The following is a 16,282-nucleotide window of genomic DNA, read 5'->3' as shown; positions in this document are numbered from 1 at the left end:
CATAAGAAAGGATTTTTTATACACAAATTACTCAAATTCTCAAAAGATAGATTGTCAACGAATCAATATATTTAAGATTTGAGTAAGAATAGTTATAATTTTTGAATTTCTATATACAGAGTTATTATATCATATTTTAAATAATTTTATATCATAATTTTTAAAAAAATATGTTTTTTATCGTTTATTTATTATGGGAAAAACTTTATTTAAAAAAGATATATAAAAATTAAATAAAAATAAAAAACTCTCATTAAATATAATTAAATAATTTTTAGTTATTCTAATTATACTAATAAATGAGAGTAATAATTTTTTATTTGAATATGATTAAAAGAACTCCTGCAGCAACTGCTGATCCAATTACTCCAGCGATATTTGGTCCCATGGCGTGCATTAACAGAAAATTTTTGGGATTTTCTTCTTGTCCGAGTTTTTGTACAACTCTTGCTGCCATTGGTACTGCAGAAACTCCTGCTGATCCAATCATTGGATTTACTTTTCCGTTTGAGAGTTTATACATTATTTTTCCAAATATTACACCACCAACTGTTCCAAACGAAAATGCGATTAACCCTAAAATAATAATATTTATTGTCTTAAAACTTAAAAAAGTTTCTGCATTGGCTGTTGCTCCAACTGTCATTCCTAATACAATAGTAATACAGTAAAGCAGTGCCCCTCGTACGTGTTCAACTAAATTTGAGACAATTCCAGCTTCTTTTATAAGATTTCCAAGCATTAACATTCCAATTAACGGTGCTGATGATGGAACTAAAAGAATCACGATAATTGTTACTGCTATTGGGAAAATAATTTTTTCACGTTGGCTTACAAATCTTAGTTGTGTCATTTCTACCATTCTTTCTTTTTTTGTTGTCAAAAGTTTTATAATTGGTGGCTGAATAACAGGAACCAAAGCCATGTAGGAATAGGCTGCAATAGCAATTGAACCTAGTAAATGTGGAGCTAATTTGGTTGTGGTATAAATTGCGGTTGGTCCGTCAGCTCCACCGATAATTCCAATTGAGCCAGCTTCTTTTCCTGTAAATCCAAGTAAAATTGCTCCTATAAATGTTACAAAAATTCCAAATTGTGCAGCAGCTCCTAGTAATAAACTTTTTGGATTTGCAATAAGTGGTCCAAAGTCTGTACTTGCTCCAATTGCTAAAAATATCAACGGTGGATAAATACCTAATTTTACTCCTTGATAAAGATAGTACAAAAGTCCGCCTTTTTCCATAAGTCCCTCATTTGCTACAGCAGGCAGGTTTGCCAGTAGCATTCCAAAGGAAATTGGAAGTAGTAAATATGGTTCATATTGCTTTTTTATTGCTAGATATAATAAACTTAAAGCTATTATTATCATAATAATCTGTTTTACAGTTATCATTGATAATCCTGTTGTTCCGTAAAGAATTTTTAGTAGTTCCATTTCAAAACCATTCCTTTCCATAAGGTTTTATAGTGATACGGTATCACATTTCTATGTCTAATTTTAAGATAGATATACTATAAAATTGATTTTTATTGAGTATATCAAAGAATAAATTTTAAAAATATTTTTATGATAATATTACTAAAGTATCGCCAGTGTTTACAGTACTTCCTTTTGATACTTTAATTTCAAGAATAGTTCCGTCTTTTGGTGCAACAATAGGATTTTCCATTTTCATAGCTTCTAGTATCACGACTTCATCTCCAGCTTTTACCTTTTGTCCAGTTTCTACTTTTACATCAACAATAAGACCCTGCATAGGTGCATTTATCATTTCACTGTTTTCAATGGAATTACTAACTTCATTTAGAGATGAATTATGTTCGATTTTTTTTTCTTTTGGTTCATTATCTACGTTGTTTGAAGTAGTAATAGAACCTTCTTTTTCTGAAACAGCTTCAACTTCTACTTCATAAACTTTTTCTCCAATTCTAATTTTGTACAATTTAATCATATTTGTCATACTCCTCATTTATTAAAGTTTACTTGATCTCTCTTATATTTTTTACTCTTATGTAGCAGTTTTCATTATCTCCAGCCGCTTCAATTAGAGCTGCCATCATCGCTGCCAGCATAGTTTCGTCCTTTATTTTTTCCATACTAAATTTTTTTTTATTATCAATGGTTTTTAAATCAGATTTCTTTGAGTTTTGTACAATTTGATTATCATTTCTTTTTTTATTTATAATATCCTGTTTCAATTCTTCAGAATTTGAAAAATATTTAAAAAATGATAATACAAATGAAATCAAAAATAATATAAAAAAAACAATACTCATACTTATAATGGTAATGTAAATGGCATCCCCAATTGACACAGCTGAATTTCCAAATAAAATACTTTTCATATTTTAATTTTTCCTTTCAAATTTTTAAAATTAATTTTACAATTTTTCTAAATTTTTAATAAAATTATTCTAAAATCAAATGTAAAAGTTTTAAATATTTTACTCAAACTCTGAGCTGTATGAATTTATAAGTTAAATTTTACAGAGTTTGAGCATTATTCATTTTATTTTATAATAACTGTCAAATCTTTCTTTGTGGGAAATTTTCATCTTGTTTCTTAAATGAACCATATCAGATATGATTTTTTCCTCTATATGTGTTAATTTATCCCAGTCTATTAAATGTTCTTCATCACGTGTTTTATTAATTTCTATGTCCAGTTCTGATATTTTTTCAAGTAAAGCTTTTTTGTTCCATCTGGTATTTTCGTACCATTCTGATATTTCCTTTAATTTATTTTTGAAATAATCTATATCTAAATTCATCGTTTCACCTCTCTTTATAACGGCTCAAACACCAGATTTGAGCTACATAGCCTAAACCAATACTTTAGTTTTTGCTATCTCAATAAACAACTAACAAAAAATTTACTGTACCCCAAAATGTCTTAAAAAATTACATTAATATTTTGAATTTTCACCTCCTCTTTATTATCTATTCTAGTCTCTTTATCTTTTTTTTCAGAATATTTTTCTTTTAAATAACCTTTGGCAATTTGTGGAAAACACGCATAAGTCAATACATCTTCATCAGATTTTGCCAAATCTCCAATTTCAGATTTCATCGTATCATATTCATCCTTTAGTAAATCAGCAGGTCGTCCAGTAAATACCTCTTCATCTCCAACTATAGTTTTTTTAATGTTTTCATCAATTGGGACAGGTGATTTTCCATACATTCCTTTCACATAATCTTTTATTTCCTTAGGAATCATATGATATTTTTTTCCAGTTAGAATATTCATAACAGATTGTGTTCCAACCATTTGGCTCATTGGAGTTACAAGTGGTGGGTAACCTAAATCCTTTCGAACTTTTGGAATTTCACGGAGAACATCTTCATATTTATCTTCCGCCCCTTGAGATTTTAGTTGCGACAATAAGTTTGAAAGCATTCCTCCTGGTAATTGATATTCTACAATATTTGGTTCAACTCCCAAAGCCTTTGGATTTAACGTTCCATTATCAATGTATTTTTTTCTTATTGGTTTAAAATATTCAGCTACTTCTTTCAAAAGTTCTAAATTCAGCTCAGTGTCGTATTCTGTTCCTTGCAAAGTCCTTACAAGTGGTTCTGTACATGGCTGTGAAGTTCCTCCGCCAAATGGAGAAATAGCAGTATCCACAATATCTACTCCTGCATCAATAGCTTCAATTATGCTCATTTCTGCAAGTCCTGCTGTAGAATGTGTATGCAATTCAAGTGGAATATTTAAAACGCTCTTTAATTCGGTTACTAGAATAGAAGCCACATTTGGTAATAAAATTCCTGACATATCCTTTATTGCAATAGAATCTGCACCCATACTCTGCATTTCAAGTGCTAGTTTTTTGTAATATTCTATCGTATGAACAGGACTTATTGTGTAACAAATTGCAAGTTGGCTATGTCCACCGTATTTTTTTGTACTTTCTGAAGCTTTTCTAATATTTCTTGTATCATTTAAAGCATCAAATGTCCTAATAATATCAATTCCATTTTTTATCGAAAGTTCAACAAATCTATCCACAATATCATCTGCATAATGTCGATATCCCAGTACATTTTGTCCTCTTAATAACATTTGTAATTTTGTATTTTTAGCTCTTTTCCTAATTTCTCTCAATCTTTCCCAAGGATCTTCATGTAAAAATCTGATTGCCGCATCGTACGTTGCACCACCCCAGACTTCCATTGCATGATATCCGATTTTATCCATAGTTTCTATTATTGGAAGCATTTCGGCAGTAGTCATTCTTGTTGCCATAAGTGACTGATGTCCGTCTCTTAGTGATGTTTCCGTTATTTTTACTTTCCCCATAAATTCCTCCATTGTTTAGTAAACATTTAAAAATTGCTATTCAAAAAATAATGGTCCTGCATTTACAATATGTTCTGGCATATTTGGATATTTTACTGCAAAATTTTCTCTAAACATTTTAGCTAGTTTTCTTGCTGCTGCACCATATGCTTCCTTATTTGCCCAAGTGTCTATAGGGTTTAACAATTCACTTGGAACATTTGGACAATATTGTGGAATTTCCACATTGAAAATCTCATCATGTCTGTATTCTACTTCGTCTAATTCACCGTTCAATGCAGCAGTAACCATCGCTCGTGTGTATTTTAAGTTCATACGGTTTCCGACACCGTAAGGACCACCAGACCATCCTGTATTTATCAAAAATACCCTTGTGTTGTGAAGTTCTATTTTTTTACCTAGCATTTCTGCATAAACTAATGGATCTAAAGGCATAAATGGTTCTCCAAAGCAAGTTGAGAATGTAGGTTGTGGCTCTGTAATTCCACGTTCTGTTCCAGCCAGTTTAGATGTAAATCCTGTTACAAAGTGGTAGATTGCAGCATCTTTTGACAGTCTGGAAATAGGAGGTAAAACTCCGAATGCATCTGCCGTCAGAAATATTACAACACTAGGAATTCCACCAATTCCTGGAATTTGTGCATTTTTTATATGATTAATTGGGTAACCAACCCTTGTATTTTCTGTCAAACTTTTATCATAAAAGTCAAATTCACGTGTTTTAGGATTCATTACAACATTTTCCACAAGACTTCCGAATTTTATTGCATTATAAATATCAGGTTCGTGCTCTGGATCAAGATTTATACATTTTGCATAGCATCCTCCTTCAAAGTTGAAAATACTGTGATCAGACCATCCGTGTTCATCGTCACCAATTAACTTACGATTAGGATCTGTTGAAAGAGTAGTTTTTCCTGTTCCTGAAAGTCCAAAAAATACAGCAGTTTGACCAGTTCGTGGATCCATATTGGCAGAACAGTGCATAGGAAGCACATCAATTTCAGGCATTACAAAATTCATTATTGAAAATACACTTTTTTTAATTTCTCCTGAATATTCTGTTCCACAAATAATACCGACTCTTGCTTCGTAATCAATAATTATTGCAGCAGACGAATTTATACCATCAATTTTAGCATTGCATTTAAAACCAGGTGCTGCAATTATTGTAAAGTCAGCATGTCCATAATCGTTTAATTCTTCTTCTGTTGGACGTATTAACAATTGATGGATAAACAAGTTTTGGCTTGCTCGTTCATTTATTATTCTAAATTTTCGTCTGCAAGTTGGATCTGCTCCTGCCATTCCATCAAATATGAAAATTTCACGATTTTGTAAATATGCAATTAATTTATTATAAATAGAATCAAATTTTTCTTTTTCAATAGGTTTATTTACATTTCCCCAGGCAATTTTATTATGAATACCAGCGGTATCAACAATATATTTGTCTTTAGGTGAACGCCCTGTATATTTACCTGTTGTTACAACTAAAGCACCTGTATCCGATAAGGTTCCTTCCGCTCTTTTTAAGGCATGTTCAATCAATTCAGACGGTGTCAAGTTTCTGTAAATTTTTTCCACATTTACAATTCCTAGTTTTTCCAAGTCTTTTGTCACTTTTTTCATAATACTTCCTCCACATGTTTGAAAATTTTAATAATATTTATATATTTTCATTAATTAGTTTTTTGTAATTTTAGATAAGAAAAATCCCTACACTATAGTAGGGAAAGACAAAACAATATTAATTTTTAAAACTTTAATTTTAAATATTTTGATTTTGAATTTTTTGGGTAATGTTAAATTTGTAATAATGTTCTTTTAAAAATTAAGTTAAAAGAGTTTCAATAATTTACTTTAAAAAAATTATGTTTTATTGTGAGTCTGTATCAAAAAAATACAATTTTATAGTGAACATTTTTTTAAAATGTATTTTAAAAGACTATTTAACAGCACTTTTAAGACCCATATCTACTATATAATTGTTTATATTTATATTCAACATTATTTTCTCCCTACATTAATATTATCCCATATTTTTTCCAAAAGTCAATGGTTTTTATAAACTTTTAATTAAAAGATTATTCTATGAAAGATTAAATTTATTATAAAGATATTATATAAAAATTTTTTTAAGAAAAAAGGACAATGTGTTTAATCAATGTCCTTTTTTATTTATTTTTTATTCTTTAAAATTTCTGCAAAATCCAGAATATCATTTACAACAATTGAATGTAAATTAGTATTTTTCAATTTTTCAAGGCTTTTCAGTCCATAGCCTGTTTTTATTAAAACGGGAGTGATTCCCAATTTTTCTGCTGGTATCAAATCAGTTGACCTATCGCCTATCATAAAGGAATTTTCTGTATCAATATTAAATTCATCTATTGCCAGCTCAAAATTACCAGTTTTCGGCTTTCGGCAATTACATTCAATGCCATATTTTCCAGCCGCATTTGGATGGTGCGGACAGAAATATGATTTTTCAATTTTTATCCCATTTTTAAGCAAATTTTTTTCAATAAAATCCTGTAATTTTAAATAGTCTTCCTCTGTGTAATAACCTCTCGCAATTCCAGACTGATTTGTTATAATCACAAATTTATAGCCTAAATCACGTAATTCCTTAAGTCCTTTAATTACATTTTTTTCATATTCAAAATCTTCGATTTTATATAAATATGATTTTTCTACATTTATTACACCATCTCTATCCAATAGGATAAATTTATTTTTCATAAAATTATATTCCTTTTTATTAAAATATTCACTAATTTACTTTATACTAACCTCCATTTAAATAACGAATTTATTACAAACTTTTCTAATAAGGGATATAAACCTAATGTTTTCAAGTAATTTAAGATATAATTTTCATTTTTAAACGAGGTTTAGTATTAAATTTGTTGAATTTTATTATACAATCTATTTTATAAAATAGGTTATTATTAATTTAATTAAAATAATTACTCAATCAAAATTATAAAGGCATGGCGTGTGATACCTTACGTTAAGTTAATTCATTACAACATCTCTTATAAAGAACTCTCCACCAATTGATACAAATCCTAGATTTTTAACTTTTGGATTTACTAGGTAAAGTTTTTGTTTTTGGAACAAGATTGTAACTGGCTGTTCTTCAGAGATAAGTTTTTCCATTTCTAACATTGCTGGAACTCTTACTTTTGGATCGGCAGAGCCTTTTACAATTTTTGTTAGCTCATCATATCTTGCATTTTTGAAATCTCCACGATTATTTGCATTTTTGCTCTCAAATAAATCTAAATATGTAATTGGATCTAGGAAATCTCCAGTCCAGTTCATAAGTGCAATCTGATAATCACGTTTTTTAGTTCTTTCAATACGTTCTTTACCAGTCACAACGTCTAATTCAACATTTGCACCCAGGTTATTTCTCAAGTTTTCTTGAATATATTCAGCAATAGCTTTTCTGCTTCCTGTGTCGTTAAATAAAATTTCAAATCTTGGAAGTTCTGATAATCCTTCTTCTCTAAGTCCTTCTGCCAATAATTTTTTAGCTTCTTCTGCATTAAATTTAGGCTGGTCAGTTGTAACTTCAGAAGCGAAATCTTTTTCAAGTCCATTTAATCCAATTCCACTTGGAGTAAATGCTTTAGTAATTTTTTCAGAACCTTCAAGGACTTTATTGATAAGCTCTTCTCTGTTTATCGCCATAGTTAATGCTCGTCTTACTTTTGCGTTTTTAAATACATTTTCTCCTGTGTTGAATAACAAATAGTAAATTCCACCATCATCTGCTTTTACAAGTTCTTTTTTTCCAGCAAATTCTTTTGCTTGTTCAAATGTAACTGCTGTTACGTCAACTTCTTTATTTTTAAAGGCATTAACAGCTGAATCTGTAGCTATTATTTTTAATACAACATTATCTGTATTTACATTTTTAGCATCCCAGTAATTAGGATTTTTCTTAAATTTTAGTTCTGAATCATGAGTCCAACTTTCTAATGTATAAGGACCGTTTGAAATCGTAAATTCAGCTTCTGTAAAGTATTTATCTTTTACTTCAGCATAGTATTTTTGATTTAACGGCATAAATGATTTAAATGTAACTAAATCATCAAAATATGGAGTAGGTGCTTCCAAAGTTACTTGTAAAGTCTTATCGTCAATAACTTTTATTCCAACTTCATTTTCTGAAACTTTTTTAGAATTATAGTTTTCTCCATTTTTTATTACGAATAGCATACTTGCGTTACCTGCTGCTGTGTCAGGATTTAACCCACGAAGCCATCCTGCTCTAAAGTCATTTGCAGTAACAGGGTCTCCATTGCTCCATTTTACTCCATCTCTTAAATGAAATGTCCACACAAGACCATCTTCTGATTTTTCCCATTTTTCAGCAATTCCAGCTACTGATTTTCCAGTTTTATCTTTTCTCAAAAGTCCTTCCAAAATCAATTCATCAACAGTTCCACCTGGAACATCTGTAGTTATTTGCGGATCAATTGAAGTTGGTTCTGTAACAATATTTAATGTAAATGTGCTGCCATTACTTCCATTTTTATTTCCACACGAAAGCGCAAACATTAGTAATGTTAATATTAAAAGCAGTTTTTTCATTAATATATTACCTCCTATTTTTAAATATTTCTTGAAAATAAATAAGGGGGTATAACATGATACCCCCATAATTTAAGTTATTTTAATGATAGATTTCCAAAATAGTATTCTCCACTAACTGCAACAAATCCAAGACCTTGAACTCTTTCACTAACCAGATATTGTTTTTGTCTATGGAAAAGCACACCAACTGGTACATCTTCTGCGATTATTCCTTCAATTTTAACAAGTGCAGGAATTCTGACATTTTGATCGGCTGTTCCTCTGACAGTTTTAACTAAAGCATCATATTGAGGGTTTTTATATGAACCATAGTTAGTTCCACCTGTTGATTCAAATAAATCTAAGTATGTAATTGCATCAGGATAATCTCCAGACCATCCTGCAAGAACTAAGTCAAAGTTTTTTTGCTTCATTCTTGAGAATCTTTCTTGAGCAGTCATTATTTCCAGATTTAATTCAATACCTAAATTTTTTCTTAACTGTTCTTGAATATATTCTGCAATAACCTTATTGTTTCCACTTTCATTAATTAACATAGACATATCAGGGAATTTTGTAGCTCCTGTTTCTTTAAGTCCTTCTTCAAGTAATTTTTTAGCTTCTTGAGGATTATATCCTAATATTGAAGTAGGAACTTCCTCTGTGAAATCTTTGTCATTTAATCCTTTTATTCCAATTCCTTTTGGAACAAGAGTTTTTGCAGCAGTTCCATATCCATTTAATATGTTATTTACTAAACCTTCTCTGTCAACTGCCATAAGAAGAGCTTTTCTAATTTTTACATTTGCTAGTGTCTTATTATTAAAGTTAAATAATAGATACCACACTGACCCATCGTTATTTGAAATTAGTCTTGGATTGTCTTTAAATCCTTTGGCTTGTTCAGCTGTAATTGAAGTTACATCTACTTCCTTGTTATTAAACGCATTTAATGCTGAATTATTATCAGGAATTATTTTATATACAACATTTTCTATTTTTACATTATCCGCATCCCAGTAATTAGGATTTTTTTTGAATACTATTTCTGAGCCATGTGTCCAGCTTTCCATAGTATAGGGACCTGAAGACATAGTTTTATCAGATTCTGTAAAATACGCATCCTTTGTTTCATCAAAGAATTTTTGATTTAACGGCATATAAGTTTTAAATGCTACAAGACTGTCAAAATATGGAACTGGAGCTCCAAGTTCTACTTCTAGAGTCTTGTCGTCAATAACTTTTATCCCAACTTCTTCGGCAGTTCCTTCTTTTTTATTATATTTTTCTGCATTTTTTATTGGATAAAGCATGTATGCATATTCAGAAGCTGTTTCAGGTTTTAATGCACGAAGCCACCCATTTTTAAAGTCTTGGGCAGTAATTGGATCACCGTTGCTCCATTTTAGATTATCCCTCAAATGAAATGTCCATTTTAACCCATCTTCTGATTTTTCCCAATTTTTAGCAAGTCCTGGCTCAAATGTTCCATTTTTCCCTTTTCTAGTCAATCCTTCCATTAAAAGATCGTTGACAGTCCCTCCTCCAATATCTGTTGATATTTGCGGATCAATAGATTTTGGTTCATCCGTCAGATTTAAAGTAAACGTCTTGGCGCTTCCTCCACTTTTTCCGCAAGACATGATGAAAATTAACATCATCAATAAAAATAACATCTTTTTCATAAAAATTCTCCTTCTATATTATATATTTTTTTACAAATAAAATTATAATAAACAGCTTTAGAAACATACATTTAAACAGTATCCTAAATTTGTATTTATCTTTAATTAACTATTTTATGTAAGTATTATCAAGTACAAAATCTTTTCCTATTGGACTGAATACAATATTATGAACTCTTGGATTCAGTAATTTTGTATTTTGTCTGTAGTAAAGTAATCCCACAGGCATATCTTCTGCAATTATTCTTTCCATTTCAATCATATCTTTTACTCTTTCTTCCTGATTTCCGGAGCTTTTAACTTTTTTCACAAGTTCATCGTAACGAGAGTTCGAGTAATCTGAATAGTTGTTTCCATCTTTTGTCAGGAATCTGTCCAAGTAGGTAATTGCATCGTTATAATCTCCATTGTAGCCTGCAAGGGCGATTTCATAATCTCTTTGCTGCATTTTATCCAGTCTTGACTGGAATGTCATTCCTTCGATTTTAAGGTTTACTCCTAAATTTGTTCTCAAACTTTCCTGGATATATTCAGAAATAACCTTATTATTTCCAGAATCATTGAAAATCATTGTTAAATCAGGTAATTTTGATAATCCTAGTTCCTTTAATCCTTCAGATAGTAGTTGTTTTGCTTTTTGTGGATTATAAGCTGGGAAAATTTTTCCAGCTTCTTCAGAGAAATCTTTTGAAACGCCTGTAATTCCTACTCCTTTTGTAGTATAAGTATAAGCTGCTTCTCCTGTATTGTCAAGAACATCCGTAATTAATTTTTCCCTGTCTACTGCAAGTGACAACGCTTGCCTGATTTTTTTGTTTGCAAGAACTTTATTTTTCATATTATACGTCATATACCATACAGAACCGTCTTTTGTAAGTAATTTACGTTTATCATTTTTAAACTCTTTAGCCTGCTCGATAGAGATGTTTGTTGAGTCAATTTCTCCATTTTTAAAGGCATTTACACTGGCATTTGCGTCATTTATGAATAACATTTTTACAAATTTTAATTTGATATTGTCCTTATTCCAATAATTTTCATTTTTTTCAAATACAATTTCTGAATCTCTTGTCCAGGATTTTATTGTGTAGACACCTGATGAAATTGACGTTTCAGGAGATGTCATATACTTTTCTCCGACTTTATCGTAGAATTTTTTATTAAGAGGAGCATAAGTCTGTATTCTTACAATTGAATCAAAGTATGTAAGCGGATTGTTCAATGTAACTTCCAATGTGTAATCATCAACAACCTTTATACCAAGCTGATTTTCATCTTTAATTTTTCCTGCATTAAATTGTTCGGCATTTTTTATGTAAAATAATTTATCTGCATATTCTCCTGCCGTTTCAGGCTTTAATGCTCTAACCCAGCCATCTCTAAAGTCTTTAGCAGTAATAGGGTCTCCGTTGCTCCATTTTGCATTTTTTCTCAAGTGGAATGTCCATACTGTTGAGTTCTCGTTGTGTTCCCACTTTTCTGCCACACCAGGAAGAGATTTTCCATCTTCTGACTGTCTTGTCAATGTTTCAGTGATAAGTGAATCCACAAATTCTCCTGTTGAATCATTTGCAAGCTGCGGATCATAAGATTTCCCCTCTTCCTTTAAGTTGAGTTTCAAGGTTTCTGAATCTCCGCTTCTTCCACACGAAATTATGAAAGCCAGCAGTATTGTTAAAATTAGTAATATTTTCTTCATATCCGCACTCACCCTTTCTTTTTGTTCAAATAAATTTAGTAAATTTTTTTCGTTATTAATTTTAGTTATCCACTCAGATAATTTTTATTTGAATGGAAAATATAGATACTATTTTGTTATAGATGCGTTATAAAAATCAATAGAATCTCCAACTGAACGTATTACAACGCCTTTTAACTTAGGATTTATCAAATAAACCCCCACTTCGTAATAAAGCGTTGAATATGTAAAGTTATTTGCTAACAATTTTTCCGCTTTTTTCATCGCATCCATTCTAGTTTTATTGTCTTGATTAACTTTAGCCAAGTCAATTAATTTGTCATATTCAGGATTTGAATATTTAGCAAAGTTAATATCCTTTGCCTTTGAGTGGAAAATTTCCAAATAAGTCATAGGATCTGCATAATCAGGTCCCCAGGCATATCTTACAATTTCAAATTCTCCAGCTTTTGCACGTGCAATTCTTTCTTTTTTAGTAAGAACTTCCACATCTACATCAATTCCCAATTTATCCTTCCATTGAGATTGATAAAATTCAGCTTCCTTTTTACCAGTTCCATTTTCATCTACCAATAAATGTAATTTAACTTGTGCAGGAGTCATATTCAGCTCTTTTAGCCCTTCTTCAAACAGCTGTTTTACATTAATCTTTGCATACTCTGCAAATAAATCTCCAGATTCTTCCCTAAAGTCGCCTTTTTCACCAGCTGTTCCGTTTGAAACAATTCCAGAACCTAGAATTCCAGCTCCATTTAAGATACTATTTACAAGTTCTTTTCTATCAATTGCAAGAGATAACGCCTCTCTTACCTTTTGATTTTTCAGTACAGGATTTGACGTATTAAATCCTAAGTAATAAACTCTTCCATCAGGAAATTTATGTAACTCAGGTTTCCCCTCATAGTTTGCCATTTTTTCAACTGAAATTTTTGTCAAGTCTAATTCTTTATTTTCAAAAAGATTTGTAGCGGCTTCAAAGTCAGTTACAATTAAACCTGTAAGTGTGTCAACCTTTATATTTTTAGCATTCCAGTAATCAGGATTCTTTTTCATAACAACTTTGTTGTCGTGTACCCATGTTTCCATTATAAACGGTCCATTGTAAATAGACTTGTTAGCTTCAGTTGCATATCCATCTCCATTGGAAGCCAACGCCTTTTCATTAACTGGGAAATAGATTGGCATAATTAATGTCTTTAAAAAGAATGGTGCAGGTTGTGACAATGTAAATTCAAGCGTGTAGTCATCCTTTGCCTTTATCCCAACTTTTTCAAAATCCTTTAATTTTCCAGTATTGTAATCTTCCGCATTTTCAATATAATAAGCAAGAAATGCATACTCAGAGGCTGTTTTTGGTTCTATTCCTCTTTTTATACCATTGTAATAGTCTTTAGCTGTAACCGGATCTCCATTGCTCCATTTCATCCCTTGCCGAATTTTAAATGTCCATACTTTCCCATCGTCTGACTTAGTCCAGCTTTCAGCTCCAGCAGGAATAATGTCATTTTTATCATTCAATCTTACAAGGCTTTCGTAAGTCATGCTTGTAATAAAAAGTCCGCTCATATCAGTCAAAATTTGTGGATCTAATGAAGTCGGTTCAGCTTCCATATTGAATGATACGGAATTTCCAGCAGCTTTGCTCCCTTTTCCACAGGAAATTATAAACATTGATACAATTAAGTAAAATACTAAAAAAGTTTTTTTCATAGAATACTTCCTTTCCAAATCGTTTATTATATTTTTTTCTTTAATCTTATTAAATAAGCCCTTTTTCCTTTAAGAAAGAAGTTTCTACAAAATGTCCTGGCTTATATTCTGTTAATTCAGGAGTTTCAGGGATAATTCCTATTTCAGAGGCATCTCCCATTGGACTTCTCAAATATGATTCTTCCATATCAATTTTTGTTGTCTTCTTGAAATCAGGATCTGCTATTGGTACGGCAGAAATAAGTGATTTTGTGTAACTGTGAACAGGGTCGCTGTAAACAACTTCTGGAGTTCCCAGTTCTACTACTTTTCCACGATACATAACTGCTACTCTGTCTGAAATATATTTTACCATTGACAAATCATGTGCAATAAATAGTAAAGTTAAATTTCTTTCTTTTTGCAAGTCCTTTAATAAATTTACAACTTGTGCCTGAATTGATACATCCAGAGCCGAAATTGGCTCATCACATACTAACACTTCTGGATCAACGGCTAATGCTCTTGCAATCCCAATTCTCTGTCTTTGTCCTCCAGAAAATTCGTGCGGAAAACGGCTTGCATGCTCCCTATTTAGTCCAACAATTTCCAAAAGGCTGTAAACTCTTTCCATTCTTTCCTGTTTTGAATTTGCTAGTTTGTGAATATCAATTCCTTCAGCAATGATATCTCCAACAGTCATTCTCGGATTAAGTGACGCCTGAGGGTCTTGAAATATCATTTGTACTTTTTTTGTAAATTCTTTTCTTCCATAAGATTCTACTGGTTTTCCGTTAAATAAAATATCTCCATTTGTCTTTGTATAAAGTCTGCTGACAGTTCTTCCAAGTGTAGTTTTTCCAGAACCTGATTCTCCTACAAGACTTAAAATTTCACCTTTGTAAATGTCCATTGTAACATTTTCCACAGCCTTTAAGACTTGTCTTTTTTTCATTGGAAAATATTTTTTTAAGTTTTTCATTTCTATTAGTTTTTCTTTTTTATTTTCGTTAACTGACATTATTTCCCCTCCATTCCTTCATTTTTTAATTCATCAGATTCCTCTGATTCAAAAGGAGATTTTATTTTTGGAGCACCGTCAACATAAAGCCACGATTTTACAAAATGTCCATTTCCTAAATCAATCATTGGAGGTTTTCTTTCATAGTCAATTTTCATTGCATATTCAGAACGTGGTGCAAATGGATCTCCTACAGGTGGTTTTAATAAATCTGGAGGAGTTCCCGGAATAGAAACTAATTTTTCTCCAATTTTCATATCCAGTCTTGGTAAAGATTTCAAAAGTCCCCAAGTGTAAGGATGTTTTGGATTTTTGAAAAGTTCCCTAACAGGAGCTTCTTCCAATTTTTCTCCAGCATACATAACAATTACTCTGTCGGCAGTTTCAGCGACCACTCCTAAATCATGTGTTATAAGTATTACAGCAATATTCAGTTCTTTTTTTAGTTCATTTATCAAATCTAGTATTTGTGCTTGAATTGTAACGTCCAAAGCCGTTGTTGGTTCATCACAAATTAATAAGTCCGGTTCACACGAAAGAGCAATGGCTATAACAGCTCTTTGTCGCATTCCTCCAGAAAATTCATGTGGATATTGATGAAATCTTTCTTCAGGTTTAGGAATACCAACTTTTCTAAGCATTTCAATGGCTTGCTGCTTTGCCTCTTCCTTTGTTACATTTTTATGAATCAAAATTCCTTCCATAATTTGTTTTCCAACTTTAATCGTTGGATTAAGTGATGTCATAGGATCTTGAAATATCATCCCGATTTTTCCACCACGAAGTTCTCTCATTCTTTCAATGGAAGCCTTTACTAAATCTTCGCCTTCAAAAAGTATTTCCCCATTTTTTATTTCTCCTGGAGGCATTGGTATTAATCTCATAATTGTCTGTACGGTAACTGATTTTCCCGAACCAGACTCTCCAACGATTGCAAGTGTTTCTCCTCGATCTACAGAAAAGCTAATACCTCTAAGAGCTTGAACTTCTCCAGCATATGTATTAAAAGAAACACTCAAGTCTTTTACTTCTAATAATTTTTTTCCCATTCTCTAATCCTCTCTGTATTAATATGGATTGTTATATATTTTAAAATATTAAAAAAACTTAGATAAAAACCTTTTTGATTAATAAATATTTTTTCTTTATTGAATTTATTAATTTAATTTATTTAAGCAAGGGTATCAATCGCCATTTCCCTTTATTTCGCAATAATAGTTATTTTAACATATTTAAATAACAGCATATTAAAGAGAATGGCGAAAGTGCTACGCACTATCCCTGGCTTGTC

At 31.1% G+C, this 16,282-nt stretch carries 13 protein-coding genes; all 13 read right to left on the bottom strand.

Annotated elements, in window-relative coordinates; genetic code table 11:
* Positions 1-316: 316 nt before the first annotated feature.
* Entirely contained in the window at positions 317-1,435 is a 1,119-nt protein-coding gene (locus QU666_RS00240; protein WP_083378179.1) for a sodium ion-translocating decarboxylase subunit beta, read from the bottom strand.
* 130 nt (positions 1,436-1,565) lie between these two features.
* Positions 1,566-1,952 (bottom strand): biotin/lipoyl-containing protein, encoded by a 387-nt coding sequence (locus QU666_RS00235; RefSeq protein WP_051285855.1) that lies wholly within the window; start codon positions 1,950-1,952, stop codon positions 1,566-1,568.
* A 28-nt stretch (positions 1,953-1,980) separates the two neighbouring features.
* Complete coding sequence (locus tag QU666_RS00230; RefSeq protein WP_021769854.1) at positions 1,981-2,346, bottom strand: OadG family protein; 366 nt, start codon at positions 2,344-2,346, stop codon at positions 1,981-1,983.
* A 159-nt stretch (positions 2,347-2,505) separates the two neighbouring features.
* Complete coding sequence (locus tag QU666_RS00225) at positions 2,506-2,772, bottom strand: hypothetical protein (RefSeq protein ID WP_021769855.1); 267 nt, start codon at positions 2,770-2,772, stop codon at positions 2,506-2,508.
* Between the two features lie 122 nt (positions 2,773-2,894).
* Positions 2,895-4,307, bottom strand: coding sequence for an oxaloacetate decarboxylase subunit alpha (locus QU666_RS00220; protein WP_036071537.1), 1,413 nt, complete (start codon positions 4,305-4,307; stop codon positions 2,895-2,897).
* Between the two features lie 36 nt (positions 4,308-4,343).
* Positions 4,344-5,939 carry a phosphoenolpyruvate carboxykinase (ATP) gene (gene pckA / locus QU666_RS00215; RefSeq protein WP_021769857.1) on the bottom strand — a complete coding sequence of 532 codons (1,596 nt, stop codon included), beginning with the start codon at positions 5,937-5,939 and terminating at the stop codon, positions 4,344-4,346.
* A gap of 549 nt (positions 5,940-6,488) precedes the next feature.
* On the bottom strand, positions 6,489-7,052 hold the full coding sequence (gene gmhB / locus QU666_RS00210) for a D-glycero-beta-D-manno-heptose 1,7-bisphosphate 7-phosphatase (protein ID WP_021769858.1): 564 nt from the start codon (positions 7,050-7,052) through the stop codon (positions 6,489-6,491).
* A 276-nt stretch (positions 7,053-7,328) separates the two neighbouring features.
* Positions 7,329-8,915, bottom strand: a complete 1,587-nt coding sequence (locus tag QU666_RS00205; RefSeq protein WP_036069817.1) for a peptide ABC transporter substrate-binding protein — start codon at positions 8,913-8,915, stop codon at positions 7,329-7,331.
* 77 nt (positions 8,916-8,992) lie between these two features.
* Entirely contained in the window at positions 8,993-10,582 is a 1,590-nt protein-coding gene (locus QU666_RS00200) for a peptide ABC transporter substrate-binding protein (protein WP_021768210.1), read from the bottom strand.
* Between the two features lie 109 nt (positions 10,583-10,691).
* Positions 10,692-12,281 carry an ABC transporter substrate-binding protein gene (locus QU666_RS00195; RefSeq protein WP_036069820.1) on the bottom strand — a complete coding sequence of 530 codons (1,590 nt, stop codon included), beginning with the start codon at positions 12,279-12,281 and terminating at the stop codon, positions 10,692-10,694.
* 108 nt (positions 12,282-12,389) lie between these two features.
* Entirely contained in the window at positions 12,390-13,991 is a 1,602-nt protein-coding gene (locus QU666_RS00190; protein ID WP_021768212.1) for a peptide ABC transporter substrate-binding protein, read from the bottom strand.
* A gap of 49 nt (positions 13,992-14,040) precedes the next feature.
* Positions 14,041-14,991, bottom strand: coding sequence for an ABC transporter ATP-binding protein (locus QU666_RS00185; protein WP_021768213.1), 951 nt, complete (start codon positions 14,989-14,991; stop codon positions 14,041-14,043).
* The gene (locus QU666_RS00180) at positions 14,991-16,040 is read right to left on the bottom strand and encodes an ABC transporter ATP-binding protein (RefSeq protein WP_021768214.1); all 1,050 of its coding nucleotides are present in this window, start codon (positions 16,038-16,040) and stop codon (positions 14,991-14,993) included. Before QU666_RS00180 ends, QU666_RS00185 begins: the two co-directional genes overlap by 1 nt.
* Positions 16,041-16,282 lie beyond the last annotated feature (242 nt).

The organism is Leptotrichia sp. HMT-225 (assembly GCF_030644325.1).
Lineage (GTDB): Bacteria > Fusobacteriota > Fusobacteriia > Fusobacteriales > Leptotrichiaceae > Leptotrichia > Leptotrichia massiliensis.
This window is presented reverse-complemented; position numbering and strand designations above follow the sequence as displayed.